The organism is Muricauda sp. MAR_2010_75 (assembly GCF_000745185.1).
Classification (GTDB): domain Bacteria; phylum Bacteroidota; class Bacteroidia; order Flavobacteriales; family Flavobacteriaceae; genus Flagellimonas.
On the sequence record NZ_JQNJ01000001.1, the window covers coordinates 2,159,739 to 2,174,493 of the forward strand.

The window sequence follows — 14,755 nt, forward strand, 5'->3', positions numbered from 1 at the left end:
CAACACAATTTCCACAGTCATGAAAAAAAATACTTTTGCCAGCAATCTCCTTTTTATCTTGTTTTTACATATAGGAATGGCCCAAAATGCACCTGGATTTGTCAAGTTGGACACTTCAAAGAATGTATTGCCAGGGAAGAATATTGCCGTACCCTCCCAATTTAAGTACTATCCATTGGTGGAACCCACAATTGCTTCCCATCCCAATGATACTAACCATCTTCTTGCTGCAGCCATGGTTGTTACGGACAAAAACAGTCCTTATGAAAGTTGTAGGTTGTCCAGTTTTGTTTCCAAGGATGGAGGTGTAACATGGAAAGAGACTGCCCATGATTATTGGGGCTATGACCCATGGGTAGCGTTATTGTCCAATGGAAAGGCAGCCCTAAGTTGGTTGGGAACTCCGAAAAGTTTTCGTGGTCAATTTCCGATGGTTGTTTTTAGTTCAAATGATGGCGGGGAAAACTGGAATTCATCAGAGGAGGTGCTTTCTGGATTGGGCCATGGACATGATGGTACAAAGTTAGTGGGATACAAAGATGTATTTTACTTGACTACGGTTCAATTCAATGCGAACATGGGAGCGGATGTGGTGTTGTACGAATCCAAAAAAAATAAAGGTTTCAGCGAAGTAGCCTCCATTGATGGTAAAGGAAGACGGCTAAATTTTTGTGAGCCAGCTGTGCTTACCAATGGCCGGGTAGTGGTTCCCACCATGCACGGTCAGGGAAAGATTTGGGTCAATGTCTATCAGCCAGAAACCCAAAAAATGTCAGAACGGTATGTGGTTTCCAACAACCCGAAACTGGGACGGGGTTATGCCAGAATGGCTTCTGATGTTGGTGCCCAATCAAAATTTACCAATAGGGTTTATTTTGTCAGGGCTGTGGCCAATGGATCAGGCAGTCAAGGCGTTTGGTTGAATTATTCCAAGGATGAAGGTAGAACATGGACCCAAGAAAAAAGAATTGACCTTTTTGACAATGGAAGACCAAGCAAGGCCAATGTTCCCAGTGTAACGGTGAACACAAATGGGGTAGTTGGCATATCGTGGATGGATGGCCAACATTCGGATGACCAAAAATCATACGATGTTTATTTCTCCATTTCTATGGATGGCGGGGAGAGTTTTCAACGTCCTGTTCGAATAACGGAGGTCAGTTCCAACCCAAGAACCGAAGCCAATGGCGATGTGGGCAATAAGTTTATTGGGGGAGGGCATTATCTAGGGCTTACGTCCAAACCAGATGGTAGCTTTCAATTGATTTGGAGCGACAGTAGAACTGGAATGTTTCAACTTCAGACCTGTAATGTCAAAATCATATGAAACCACTTGCTCTATTCTTTCTTGGGGCGAGCTGTTGTATTGCCAGAGCCCAACAAATGGATTTAAAGGCTTTGGTGTCCCAAATGTCTGGTTCGTTTACATGGGAAATGACCAAGCCCTCGTCCCAAGCACTGATCAGAAAGGGGGAACGGATTTCAGAATCTTATTTTGATGGGCAGTTGTTCATGTTCCGAGAAACTTTTTCCAATTCCAATATTGAACAGGTGGGCTTTTTTGGATACGACACTAAAGGGAAGCAGATGCTTAGTGTAGGACTTTACAATGTGGATATGGGGCCGCATATTTTAAAAGGGGCTCCAGAAAAAGTTGATCAAGGCTATCAGGTTGTTTTTTTTGAGAAGGGTAAAAAGATTGTGCTCCATGTTGAAAACAGGGAACACCATTTTTGGGAATATTACTCTAAAATTGAAGGTGAATGGATTATGGATGACCTTCGGATTGATTTCTACAGGAAAAATTAGCCCCGAGAGGTAAGTGTCCAATAAATACAATTTTAAAGAGTCCCCTAGTTCTATATTTCTTCTAACAATCAAACTCTTGGTTGGTTGATTGGTTGATTGCTGATTGCCCATCTATATTGGAATAGGTGGGCATTTTATTGGTAATTCAGCGCCTAATTAGTGCTTAAGCCGCTTAATCAGGATGCCCAGTCATACTAATATTTTCTTCATTTAGACAAGCTTACAAAAATGTAGCCAAGGTGTTTTTGAAGAACTCTTTACCCAAAATTGATGGTTATCTGCTACATTATGACCAATTCCCATGGCTGGAATTTCACAACCGAAATAATATTTTTATTTTAAAAAGTAAGAAAAAAGTCACTTTTTAAAATAAAAAAGGCAGTACTATTAATTATTTACAATAAATACTTAGAAATGAAGTTTCTTTTAATTGACATTAATCAATTTTGTCGAATATTTAACATATATTTAATGTAGCGATAAGCTTAAAACCAACTCAACTTAATATGTACAAGGAAATTTATTTGGTCGATGATGAGGACCTTGTTAACACCGTGAATGCAATCCATTTCAGAAGAATGGGAATGGAGGATAAACTTAAAAGCTTTACCAACCCCGAATTGGCACTTGATGATTTGAGGTTTAGGGATGACCCAAACGTTAAAACATTGATTCTTCTTGATATAAACATGCCGGAAATGAGCGGATTTGAATTCCTGGAATTCATGATGCTTGAAGATTTTCCGGAAACCAACAAAGTCTTGCTCGTTACATCGTCAGAATCGGATGAGGATAGGGAAGAAGCCAAAAAATACGATAAATACGTAAAGGAATTTATTACAAAGCCATTGCAGATTGAGCATTTGGAGGAATTTCTGCAAGGTTCATACTCCTAAGTTTTAAGTAATCTTTGCTTGAGCTATCCAAAACTTATCCATTACATTTGTTTTTGGTTTATTGATGTTGCCCTGCAATGGAGTTTTTGTTGAAACCTATGGTTTTCTGCCAAAGGTTTTGACAAGAAGCCCTTGTGTTGTAATATCTCGTCGATGCGTTGTTCCCCCTTTATAATTAACTATATGAACTTTTTAAAAAGTTTAGAAAGGTGAAAAAAAAGCAGGTTCGCATTCAAGATGCAATTGAAATTTTTGAAGACAGCAGTGATGTTGTCTGGACCATGGATAAGGAGTTCCAGTTGACCACTTTCAACCAAATGTTTGAACACAAGTTCAAGGAAGAATTTGGTAGAGCCCCCGAAAAAGGCGAAGATCTAAGGGATATATATAACAAGAGCTGGTTCTTTAGTGTTTGTGGGAAAGGCTGTGAGAGGGCATTGAACCACTATGCTACAACTGCAAAGCACACCTTGGTCAAGAATGGTTCTTTTCGCGTGCATGAATTTGCGTTTCAACCATTTATTGATATATCCGGTAAAGTGATGGGGTGCTGTATTTGGCAAAAGGACATTACCAATGAAGTTGATAACATCCATAGGCTTGAAGATATTGAGACGAGGTATGATGAAGTTCAGGAAATAGCCAATGTAGGCCATTGGAACTGGGATATGTTAAAGAACAAAATAACATGGTCCAATCAACTTTTTAACATTTTTGGACAGGTTCCCGGCGAGTTTGAAGCTACCTATGAGGCTTTAATGGAAATTATTCATCCAGAAGATAGGAAAGCTTTCAATGAAGATGTTGAGCGATGCATACGAAAGAACGAGTTGCACGACATTGTCCATAGAATCGTAATCAATAATGGTGAAGTTAAATACGTTCATCAAAAAGGTAGGGCCTATTATGATGTAAAAAACAAACCTTATCGCATGTCTGGCACTACACAAGACGTGACCAAGGATGTACAGTCCAATGAACAGATTGTACAACAGAACAATGAGCTTCAGAATTTTGTACGGATTATTTCCCATAACCTTAGGGGGCCCATCTCAAATCTCTTGATGTTGTCAAAAATATACGAATGGGGCAAGGATGAGATGAATGATGACATTGTAAAGAAAATTGAGATTACTACAGAGGCATTGGACCATACCATAAAAGACCTCAATCTTTCTTTGTCAATGAGAAATACAGATAAGGAAAGATTCCGAGACATTAGATTGGCGGAGGTGATGAAAGATGTGGATGGACTACTTTCTGAGGAAATGGAGAAGACCAATGCAGATATAAAAACGGATTTTTCCCAAGCGGATTCCATTTTAGGCCTCAAAAGTTATTTTGTCAATATTTTATATAACCTTATTCTAAATGCCATCAACTATGCAAAGGAAGATGTAAGGCCCATTATTGAAATTTCAACCCTGACCACAGATGACGCCATATTGATCCATATTAAGGACAATGGAATTGGAATGGAGCTAACCCCGGAAAGGGAAAGAAAGATTTTTAATATGTACGGTAGGCTCAGCGGTGAGACCTCGGGAAAAGGGTTGGGGCTGTACTTGGTCAAGACCCAGATAGAGGCCATGGAAGGTAAAATATCAGTACAGAGTGAAATAGGCGTGGGAACTACCTTCACCATCCAATTTCAAAAATAATTCGTCTACAATACCCTGAGCTCCTGGATTTTTAGGTTAGAAAGGCAAATGGTCCAGATCAACATTACCCCCAGAGATTAAGATGCCTACCTTTTTTTGGGTAAATTTCTCCTTTGTTTTTAAAACAGCTGCCAAGGCAACGGCACTGGAAGGCTCACAGACAATCTTCAGTCGTTCCCAAATCAATCGCATGGCTGAAACTATTTCCTTTTCTGTTACCCGAATTATTTCCTCCACATGTTTTTGGATGATGGGAAAGTTTCTATCCCCCAATTGGGTTTTAAGACCATCAGCTATGGTATTTGCTGTAGAATTGCGCTCAATTTGTCCACTTTGCAAGGAACGGTAAGCATCGTCAGCCTCAAACGGTTCGCCCCCAATGGTTTTACATTGATTTCCAAAGTAATGTGCGGCAAGCGCGGTTCCGGCAATCAATCCACCGCCACCAACTGGGGCCACCACATAATCCAAATTAGGATGGGATTCCAACAGTTCCTTACATGCGGTACCCTGTCCAAGGATAACGGTAGTGTCATTGGAAGGGTGGATAAAAGTGGCCCCATATTTTTCTTCAATCTGTTTTGACGCTAGCTCACGAGCTTCCAGTGTAGGCTCACATTCAATGATTTGACCCCCATACCCTCTTACTGCATTTTTCTTTACCTGGGGTGCCGAATGGGGCATTACAATGTAAGCCTTCACCCCAAGACTGTGTGCGGCCAAAGACAGGGCTTGCGCAAAATTCCCTGAGGAATGGGTCACCACCCCATTTTGTTTTTGTTTTTCGGAAAGCTGCATAATGGCATTGGCGGCGCCACGCATCTTAAAAGCTCCCATCCGTTGAAAATTTTCGCACTTAAAAAAGAGTGGGGCGCCCACCATTTCATCAATGAGGCGGGAGGTTAAAACAGGAGTGTGGTGGATAAATGGTTTTATCCGCCTATGGCATTCGATCAGCAATTGTTTGTCCATGAAAGCCTTTTGCTATATGGCATAAAGATAGGGACCCAAATGCTATTTATTGCTATTGATAAGCCTGTTCTTCCACTTCTTCATCTGAACCGGGAGAAACCCCTTCCATGCCCAGCTCAGGAATCACCAACAATGGTATTTGGGTGTGAAATGCTGCTCGTTTAATGATGGGCTCCCGTGTCATTTTTTCCATATAACTGTGCTGATAGTTCAACAAAGCCAACAAATGGATATCCAGTTCTTTGGAGAAGATTTCCAAAGTTTGCGACACTGAATTGATCTCAGAAACCGTATGTACGTAATGTTCAACACCTTTTAGATACCTCCGTAACATGTTTAGGTTGAACTGTTGCAGCTCGGAAAGGGCCTTTATCCCATATTGCACATGTACAATGCGTATGGATGAATTGAACATTTTGGCCATTTCTATCAACGGCATCAATTCAGATGTGGTATAAAACCGAGTAAAGTCGGTAGCAAAGGCAATTTCAGATGGCGTGGTGTAATCATAGTTGAATGGGATGGCCAAAACAGGACATTTTTTAGTGTTTTTTATGATACGCACCGTATTGCTGCCCATAAAGACCTCATCAATGCCTGAAGCCCCCTTGGTGCCCGTAACCACCAGATGGATTCCTATGGAATCCACAAGGTCCTTGACTTCTTCAACCAGTAGGTTAAATGAGGAAATCGTCTCAAAACTATGGTTTGGGTTCCCATATTTGCTCTTGATACGGTCCACCGTTTTCTTTAGCCCCCTTTCTGATGAGTCCCTTACCGCATCTACAATACGCTCGCCATCAATCATTTTGGCCATAAATCTGCTACTGGGAATTACTGGGGTATAGGTGTTGAGCAAATAAAAGGTACAACGCCTGTTACGGAACAACTGCATGGCGTAATCAATGGCATTCCATGCATTTTCCGAAAAATCCGTAGGTATTAAAATCTTTTGCATCGGACTAGGATTAAGATGCAATAAAATTACCGTTATGGCTAAGGGGATTCTATGACAATTGTCAGCTTTTGAAAATCAAATCTCAAAAGCCTTCAACGAGCTCCATAAGTTTGCGCTCATCCTTGATGCCTATTTTTTTCCCTGAAGTGTGGATAAGTCCTTTTTTCTTGAACTCAGATATGATCCTGATGGCAGATTCCGTAGCAGTGCCCACCACATTGGAAATATCTTCTCTGGATAGTGTTAGGGACAAAAAGCCATCCTCATCTTCACCAAAGTTGTTTTTGAGGTAAAGAAAGGCCTCTGCAATGCGCTGTTTTACCGTTTTCTGTGAAATATTGACTATGACATCATCAGCCTCCTTAAGATCATGGGCCATGTGACGAAGTACCTCCAGGGTAAAGTTGGGATTGGATTGCAAGGTGTGGTTTATGCTTTCTTTGGGGATAAAGCAAACTTCCATGTCACTTACTGCAATGGCGGAAAGATTGGTGCACTCGTCAGATATAACAGAACGTTGCCCCATTACTTCTCCTTTGGTGGCCAATTTTACAATTTGGTCCTTACCGTTGGCACTGAGTTTGGAAAGCTTGGAAACGCCGTTACGAACACAATAAACACCATTGAGCTTATCGCCTTCCTCAAAAAGGGGTTGCCCTTTCTTTATGGTCTTGGTGGTTTTGGAGTCGGAGACTTTTTTCAGTTCCTCCTTGCTCATGGCGCGTAGCGAGTTAAACTGCCGGATTATACAATTTTCACATCTGCTTTCCATAATGATTAGTTTACCTGATAAGACAAACTTAAGGGTTCAACATTTATAATTTACTGATAAATATCATATTTTTAAGAAGAAGAGTATTACAAATTTGCATCAGGTAAAGCAAATGTGAAATGACAGACCTAACCTGTTATCATTGTGGGGACGAGTGTGGTAAAGGCACTGTTCAGTTTGATGATAAGGATTTTTGTTGTAATGGTTGCAAGACCGTTTACGAGATTTTTACGTCGAACGGACTGTCCACCTATTACGAAATAGAAGGTAAGGCAGGAACAACGCCGAATGAAATCCGTCAGAAATACGATTTTTTGGACAACCAAGAAATTGTACAACAGCTCTTGGAATTTAATGAAGACGGTGTGCAGGTGGTAAGTCTAAGCATTCCTACCATCCATTGCAGTTCCTGTATCTGGGTGCTGGAAAACCTGAACAAACTGCATTCGGCCATTAAAGTTTCACAAGTCGACTTTCCCAAAAAGACCATAAGGGTTACATACAAAACAGAAGATTTTTCCTTAAAGGCGCTGGTGCTTTTGTTGGGAAGCATCGGGTACGAGCCCTATATCTCTTTGGAGGAGTACAACAAGAAAGGGAAAAAGGTGGACCGTTCCTTAATATACAAATTGGGTGTGGCTGGTTTTGCCTTTGGCAATGTGATGCTGTTTTCGTTTCCTGAGTATTTTGAGGTCGAGGAATTTTGGCTGGACCAGTACAAGCACGTTTTCCGTTGGTTGATGTTCGCCTTTTCCCTGCCCGTGGTATTCTATGCTTCGCAAGATTATTTTATTTCCGCTTATAAGGGCATCCGCTCCAAACTGTTGAATATTGATGTGCCCATCGCCTTGGGAATATTGGTCCTCTTTTTACGGAGCACGGCAGACATTGTGTTTGATTTGGGCTCTGGTTTTTTTGATAGCCTCACGGGCTTGGTGTTCTTTCTGTTGTTGGGGAAATTCTTTCAACAAAAAACATACGCTTATCTTTCCTTTGAAAGGGATTACAAATCCTATTTTCCGATAGCCGTTACCCGCCTGAAGAAAAACGGGGAGGAGGAAAATGTTCAGATTTACAATATTGAGGTAGGGGACAGGGTGCTGATCCGTAGCTACGAGATCATTCCCGTGGATTGTATCCTCATCAAAGGAACCGCTGAAATCGATTACAGTTTTGTAACGGGCGAGTCCGAAGCCGTATTTAAGGAATCGGGAGAAAAACTGTTTGCGGGCGGCAAACAACTTTCAGGAGTTTTGGAAGTTGAGGTGTTAAAATCCGTATCCCAAAGCTATCTAACCCAACTGTGGGGCAACTCCATCTTTTCAAAAGACAAAGCCAGCCAGTTCCAGACCCTTACCGATAGTATTGGTAAACGATTTACCATTGCCGTGTTGAGCATTGCTACACTGGCCACTGTTTTTTGGTTGATTTTTGACCCGAGCTTGGCCCTCAATGTGTTCACTTCGGTATTGATTATTGCCTGTCCTTGTGCCATTGCTTTAGCGGCCCCCTTTACTTTGGGGAATATGCTTCGCATTTTTGGAAAGCATAAATTCTACCTGAAGAACACCAATGTAATTGAACGCTTGTCAAAAATTGATACCGCTATTTTTGATAAAACGGGAACGCTCACCACCAATCAAAAAGATACCATCCATTATGAAGGTATGGAACTTACGGAGGAAGAAACGGCACTTTTAAAAACAACCTTAAGGGCCTCCAACCACCCCTTAAGCCGCTCGCTCTACACTATTTTAAAGTCGAATGCCATCATGACCCTGGAAGAGTTCCAAGAACATACAGGAAAAGGCATTGAAGGGAAATACAACCAACATTCCATAAAAGTGGGGTCGGCTTCCTACGTTGGGGAAAGTAAGGCTAATGCCTTAATGAACACTTCGGTCTATGTGAGTGCAGATGAAGACATAAAAGGAAGATTTGTGTTCAAGAATACGTATCGGGAGGGGATGAGCCAAATATTTGATGAACTATCGAGCGATTTGGAACTTGGCATTCTTTCGGGCGATAACGATGGGGAAAAAGAACAGTTGCAAAAAGTACTTCCTGAAAAAACAAAGATGCTATTTGACCAAAGGCCGGAGGATAAGTTGGAATACATCAAAAATCTGCAGGAAAAGCACAAAGTTTTGATGGTGGGCGATGGATTGAACGATGCAGGCGCCTTGGCCCAAAGCGATGTGGGCTTGGCAGTTTCGGAGAACATCAACGTGTTTTCGCCAGCTTGTGACGGCATTTTGGACGCCAGCAAATTACAAAAGTTGCCAAAATTCATAAAACTGTCCAAGAGGTCCATGAGCGTTATAAAAATGAGTTTTTTGTTGTCGCTCTGCTACAATGTCGTAGGACTGTATTTTGCCATTACAGGCCAATTGCAGCCCGTGATAGCCGCTATTTTAATGCCATTGAGTTCCATTAGTATTGTGGTGTTCACCACCCTGGCAACAAATTATCTAGGAAAGGAATTAAAAACTTTAGAAAGCTGATATATGTCATTTTTTGAGGAATACCATCACAGTAGTTTTACCCCTAAATTCAGGCAGGTATGAGTGTTATTTATGTGTTGTTGGCCATAAGCATAACGGTGGCCGTGGTCTTTTTTGTAGCCTTTGTTTTTTCGGTAAAAAGCGGACAATACGACGATACCTATACCCCATCGGTAAGAATGTTGTTTGAGGATGAGGTGGTCAAGGACAAGGATAAATCGAACCTAAATAAAAAGGAAATCAAACAAACTAAAAGTACAAACCAATAAATATGGAAATACAACAGTTCCGCTACGATAACAAAATCGTGCAAAAGTTCCTATACGCCACTATTCTATGGGGCGTGGTGGGTATGTCAGTAGGTCTCTTGTTGGCCTTTATGTTTTTGTTCCCCAATGTTACCGAAGGTATTTCTTGGTTAAGCTTTGGACGTTTGCGTCCACTGCATACCAATGCCGTGATCTTCGCATTTGTGGGTAACGCCATTTTTGCAGGGGTGTATTACTCGCTGCAACGTTTATTGAAAGCAAGAATGTTCAGTGATGTCCTGAGCAACATCAACTTTTGGGGCTGGCAATTGATCATTGTCGCCGCAGCCTTGACTTTGCCCTTGGGGTATACAACATCCAAAGAATACGCAGAATTGGAATGGCCGATAGATTTGGCCATTGCAGTGGTTTGGGTAGTTTTTGGCTGGAACATGATCGGTACCATCTTAAAAAGAAGGCAACGGCACCTATATGTGGCCATTTGGTTCTACCTTGCCACATTTGTAACCGTAGCCGTGTTGCACATCTTCAATAGCTTGGAGTTGCCAGTGACCGCATTGAAGAGTTACTCAGTTTATGCTGGTGTACAAGATGCTTTGGTACAATGGTGGTACGGTCACAATGCGGTTGCGTTTTTCTTGACCACGCCTTTCTTGGGGTTGATGTACTACTTTGTTCCCAAAGCGGCGAACAGGCCCATTTATTCCTATAGACTGTCCATCGTCCACTTCTGGTCGCTGATATTCATTTATATCTGGGCAGGTCCCCACCACTTGTTGTATTCTGCCTTGCCAGATTGGGCACAGAACCTAGGAGTGGTATTCTCCGTAATGTTGATAGCACCATCTTGGGGTGGTATGATCAACGGATTGTTGACCCTTCGCGGGGTGTGGGACAAGGTACGCACCGATGCTACATTAAAATTTATGGTAGTTGCCATTACAGGTTATGGTATGGCCACGTTTGAAGGCCCTATGCTTTCCTTGAAGAACGTAAATGCCATTGCACACTTTAGTGACTGGATCATTGCCCACGTGCACGTAGGTGCATTGGCCTGGAACGGGTTCTTGACCTTTGGTATGATCTATTGGTTGGTGCCCCGAATGTTCAAAACAAATTTGTATTCCAAAGGATTGGCCAACTTCCACTTCTGGATCGGAACCTTGGGTATTGTATTGTATGCCCTGCCCATGTACGTAGCTGGATTTACCCAAGCCTTGATGTGGAAAGAATTTAACCCGGATGGAACTTTGGTATATGGTAACTTCTTGGAAACCGTTACCCAAATCATCCCCATGTACTGGATGCGGGCCATTGGAGGTTCGTTGTACATCTTGGGTATGTTCGTGCTGCTGTATAATGTGGTAAGAACCATTAGATCAGGTAGCAAGGTTGAAGATGAAGCAGCAGAAGCTCCAGCATTGGAACGTGTTGCGAAAAGAAGAGTAGCTGGCGAAACTTTCCACAATTGGTTGGAAAGAAAACCAGTGCAGTTGACCATCTTGGCCACCATTGCCATTTTGATCGGAGGAATCATTCAGATTGTGCCCACCATTTTGGTAAAATCCAACATCCCGACCATAACAAGTGTTAAACCGTATACACCATTGGAACTGGAAGGACGAGACCTATATATCAGGGAAGGTTGCGTGGGCTGTCACTCACAAATGATTCGACCGTTCCGAAGTGAGGTGGAGCGTTATGGTGAGTACGCCAAGGCAGGGGAATTTGTGTACGACCACCCCTTCTTGTGGGGTAGTAAACGTACTGGCCCAGATTTATTACGGGTTGGAGGGAAATATTCCGATAGCTGGCACCTGAACCATATGTACGATCCACAAAGTACCTCGGCAGGCTCCATTATGCCATCGTATGAATGGTTGGTAACGGACGAGCACGACCGAAGCGATGTTCAGGCCAAAATGGAGACAATGGTTAAACTTGGAGTGCCTTATACAGAAGAAGACATTGCCAATGCTCCTCAATCCATGGCAGAACAGGCAGCACAAATAGAAAAGAACCTTTACACAGACCCAGAATTCGAGAGAACCTATGAAGCGGATAAAAAGTATGCTGAGGAAAACGGATTGGATTTTGTGGAAATGCGAGATCGTGAAATCGTGGCCCTGATAGCCTATCTGCAGCGATTGGGTACCGATATCAAAATTGAAGGAACAGAAGAAACTATATCTCAAAACAAATAGCCATGTTGAAATTTGTAAAAGAACATATGGAAACCATTGATGGGATAGCCAACTACCCCATGGTTTCACTCCTCATCTTCTTTGTGTTTTTTGTTCTCTTGTTCTGGTGGGTAGTTACCGCCACCAAAGAACATATAAAGGAGATGTCCGAACTGCCCTTGGATAACGAAGATCAACAAAACAAACTATAATATTATGAGCACAAAAACACCATGGTGGATACGAGTCCCGGTTTTATTCTTTTTGATCTTCGGATTGATGGAATTCTTTATAGACTCCGGGGACAAACCCGCAATAATTGAATATCCCATCACCCAGTTTTTTATGCTGTTGGTGCTGATGATTCTTATTGCCATAGAACTGATTTTAGGTTCCATTGAGAACATTATGTTCCAAACCCTTTCCGAAGAAGGCAAGGAACGTTACCTGGAAGCCAAAAACAAGAAATTAGAATGGACATGGGCCAAAAACCTTATGAAAAAATTGACCAAGAGCCGCTCCATTGAGCGTGAGGGCGAAATTGTCCTGGACCACAATTACGATGGTATCCGAGAGTTGGACAATGTATTGCCGCCTTGGTGGGTTTACCTTTTCTATGCGACAATTGTGTTTGCAGTGGTGTATCTGGTAAGGTTCCATGTCATTGGAGATTACGACCAAGAACTGGAATATGAACAGGAGGTTGCCGCGGCACAAGCAGCTATTGAGGAATACAAAAAAACAGCCAAGGATTTGGTGGATGCCAGCACGGTCGAATTTTTATCCGATCCAGCCGATTTGAGCGCGGGCGAGAAAATCTTCCAAACCAATTGTGTGGTTTGTCATATGGCAGATGGCGGCGGTGGTATAGGCCCAAACCTAACCGATGAATACTGGATTTTGGGAGGAGGCATCAAAAATGTCTTCACCACAATTTCCGAAGGGGGTCGAGACGGAAAAGGGATGGTCGCCTGGAAACAGAGTTTTAAACCTGCCGAAATTGCACAGGTGGCCAGCTATGTTATCTCATTGGGAGGTACCGCACCTGCCAATCCAAAAGCACCTGAAGGAGAAATATGGGTGGATCCAAATGCTCCTGAGGACACCAACGGAACAGAATCTGAAACGCCACCCGCAGAACAAGCTTCAGATTCAACAGATGTTGCCATGAATTAGCCCTTTTAGGGACGTCTATGGTAGAATAATGAATCGATAAATTATACATTCGATGGAAGAGAATTTTAGGGATTCCATAGGCACGATCACACAAGAAGGAAAGCGGAATTGGATTTTTCCAAAGAAGCCCAGTGGGCGCTACTATGAGTATAGAAAATATGTTAGTTACTTTCTACTCATTTTCTTGATAGCAGCCCCTTTCGTTAAGATCAATGGGCACCAATTTTTAATGTTCAATGTGCTGGAGCGCCGTTTCAATATCTTTGGACTTCCGTTTTGGCCCCAGGATTTTCACTTAGTGGTCGTTTCCATGATCATAGGCGTGATTTTCATTGCACTTTTTACGGTTGCCTATGGTCGTATTTTTTGTGGTTGGATGTGTCCCCAGACCATTTTCTTGGAAATGGTCTTCCGTAGGATTGAATATTGGATTGATGGGGACAGAGGTGCTCAAATGCGATTGGCCAAAGCACCTTGGACAGGAAAAAAGATTGGAAAAAGAGTATTGAAGTGGATTATCTTTTTCATTATTTCATTTCTGATAGCCAATGTCTTTTTGGCCTATTTGATTGGCAGTGACAAATTGATTCAGTATGTTATTGATGGCCCCATGGCCCATTTGGGAACCATGGTTCCATTACTGATTTTTACAGGGGTCTTTTATTTCATCTTTGCATGGTTCCGGGAACAGGTATGTATCATTGCCTGTCCGTATGGACGATTGCAAGGGGTGCTTTTGGATAATAAATCCATTGTGGTGGCCTACGACCACAAACGGGGAGAAGGAGAAAATGGCCGTAAAAAATTTAGAAAAAATGAAGACAGGGATGCTCTAGGACATGGGGATTGTATTGATTGCTTCCAGTGCGTAAATGTTTGCCCTACGGGAATTGACATTCGTAATGGAACCCAATTGGAGTGCGTAAACTGTACTGCTTGTATTGATGAGTGCGACCATATCATGGATAGCATCGATAGGCCCAGGGGGTTGATCCGTTATGCAAGTGAGGACGAAATTACCAAAAAAGCCAAATTTAAGTTTACGCCCCGTATGAAGGGCTATACGGCAGTTTTGGTTGTGTTGACCGGTATCCTTATTGGAATGTTGTTTTTGCGGAATGAAGTTGAGGCCAATATTTTGCGATTGCCCGGGCAATTGTACGAGCGTAAGGAGAACAACATCATCAGTAATGTGTACACCTATAAATTGGTGAACAAGACCACCAAGGATATTGAAAATGTGTCTTTTGGGTTGATGTCGCACAACGGAGAGATTAAAATGGTTTCCCAAGATACATTTACCGTTCCAGCTGAAGAATTGACCGAAGGAACCCTGTTCATAGAAATAAACGCCTCAGCATTGAATGGCGATAAGGACAAATTAAAAATAGGGGTGTATAGTGGGGATAAACTTATAGAGACCACGGTGACCCAGTTTTTGGCACCAAGAAGCTATAATTAGACATTAGATGTGAGATTTGAGCTGTGAGTAGTGAGATGCAGGCTGATAGTTAAAACAAACAAGATTGCTTTATAATTAAGTTTAAAACAATAA

At 42.1% G+C, this 14,755-nt stretch carries 13 protein-coding genes; 10 read left to right on the top strand and 3 right to left on the bottom strand.

The genetic code is table 11. From position 1 onward, the window contains the following. Positions 1-19: 19 nt before the first annotated feature. The 4 genes from FG28_RS09595 to FG28_RS20115 all read left to right on the top strand — a co-directional run bounded on the left by FG28_RS09595 (position 20) and on the right by FG28_RS20115 (position 4,366). Complete coding sequence (locus tag FG28_RS09595) at positions 20-1,327, top strand: sialidase family protein (protein ID WP_156102252.1); 1,308 nt, start codon at positions 20-22, stop codon at positions 1,325-1,327. Further along, the gene (locus FG28_RS09600; protein WP_156102253.1) at positions 1,324-1,809 is read left to right on the top strand and encodes a hypothetical protein; all 486 of its coding nucleotides are present in this window, start codon (positions 1,324-1,326) and stop codon (positions 1,807-1,809) included. Before FG28_RS09595 ends, FG28_RS09600 begins: the two co-directional genes overlap by 4 nt. A gap of 506 nt (positions 1,810-2,315) precedes the next feature. Further along, complete coding sequence (locus FG28_RS09605) at positions 2,316-2,705, top strand: response regulator (RefSeq protein ID WP_036382313.1); 390 nt, start codon at positions 2,316-2,318, stop codon at positions 2,703-2,705. A gap of 209 nt (positions 2,706-2,914) precedes the next feature. Beyond that, positions 2,915-4,366, top strand: a complete 1,452-nt coding sequence (locus FG28_RS20115) for an ATP-binding protein (RefSeq protein WP_051947261.1) — start codon at positions 2,915-2,917, stop codon at positions 4,364-4,366. 36 nt (positions 4,367-4,402) lie between these two features. On the opposite strand, the gene FG28_RS09615 is transcribed toward FG28_RS20115, so the two are convergent. From FG28_RS09615 to FG28_RS09625, 3 genes are all read right to left on the bottom strand, one after another. After that, a complete protein-coding gene (locus FG28_RS09615; RefSeq protein WP_036382315.1) occupies positions 4,403-5,338 on the bottom strand; it encodes a threonine/serine dehydratase in 936 nt (311 codons plus the stop codon). Positions 5,339-5,390: 52 nt separating this feature from the next. Further along, positions 5,391-6,296: a universal stress protein gene (locus FG28_RS09620; RefSeq protein ID WP_036382317.1), complete on the bottom strand. Its 906-nt coding sequence runs from the start codon at positions 6,294-6,296 to the stop codon at positions 5,391-5,393. 82 nt (positions 6,297-6,378) lie between these two features. Next, the gene (locus tag FG28_RS09625) at positions 6,379-7,068 is read right to left on the bottom strand and encodes a Crp/Fnr family transcriptional regulator (protein ID WP_036382319.1); all 690 of its coding nucleotides are present in this window, start codon (positions 7,066-7,068) and stop codon (positions 6,379-6,381) included. Positions 7,069-7,187: 119 nt separating this feature from the next. On the opposite strand from FG28_RS09625, the gene FG28_RS09630 reads away from it, so the two are divergent. The 6 genes from FG28_RS09630 to ccoG are packed head-to-tail and all read left to right on the top strand — an operon-like array spanning position 7,188 to position 14,662. Continuing rightward, positions 7,188-9,572 (top strand): heavy metal translocating P-type ATPase metal-binding domain-containing protein, encoded by a 2,385-nt coding sequence (locus FG28_RS09630; RefSeq protein ID WP_036382320.1) that lies wholly within the window; start codon positions 7,188-7,190, stop codon positions 9,570-9,572. A 59-nt stretch (positions 9,573-9,631) separates the two neighbouring features. Next, complete coding sequence (ccoS, locus tag FG28_RS09635; RefSeq protein ID WP_036382321.1) at positions 9,632-9,841, top strand: cbb3-type cytochrome oxidase assembly protein CcoS; 210 nt, start codon at positions 9,632-9,634, stop codon at positions 9,839-9,841. Between the two features lie 2 nt (positions 9,842-9,843). Next, complete coding sequence (gene ccoN / locus FG28_RS09640) at positions 9,844-12,045, top strand: cytochrome-c oxidase, cbb3-type subunit I (protein ID WP_036382322.1); 2,202 nt, start codon at positions 9,844-9,846, stop codon at positions 12,043-12,045. Positions 12,046-12,047: 2 nt separating this feature from the next. Further along, positions 12,048-12,236, top strand: a complete 189-nt coding sequence (locus tag FG28_RS09645; RefSeq protein WP_036382324.1) for a cytochrome c oxidase subunit IV — start codon at positions 12,048-12,050, stop codon at positions 12,234-12,236. Positions 12,237-12,240: 4 nt separating this feature from the next. Then, a complete protein-coding gene (locus tag FG28_RS09650) occupies positions 12,241-13,200 on the top strand; it encodes a cbb3-type cytochrome c oxidase N-terminal domain-containing protein (RefSeq protein ID WP_036382326.1) in 960 nt (319 codons plus the stop codon). Positions 13,201-13,252: 52 nt separating this feature from the next. Next, complete coding sequence (gene ccoG, locus FG28_RS09655; protein ID WP_036382328.1) at positions 13,253-14,662, top strand: cytochrome c oxidase accessory protein CcoG; 1,410 nt, start codon at positions 13,253-13,255, stop codon at positions 14,660-14,662. Positions 14,663-14,755: the final 93 nt, after the last annotated feature.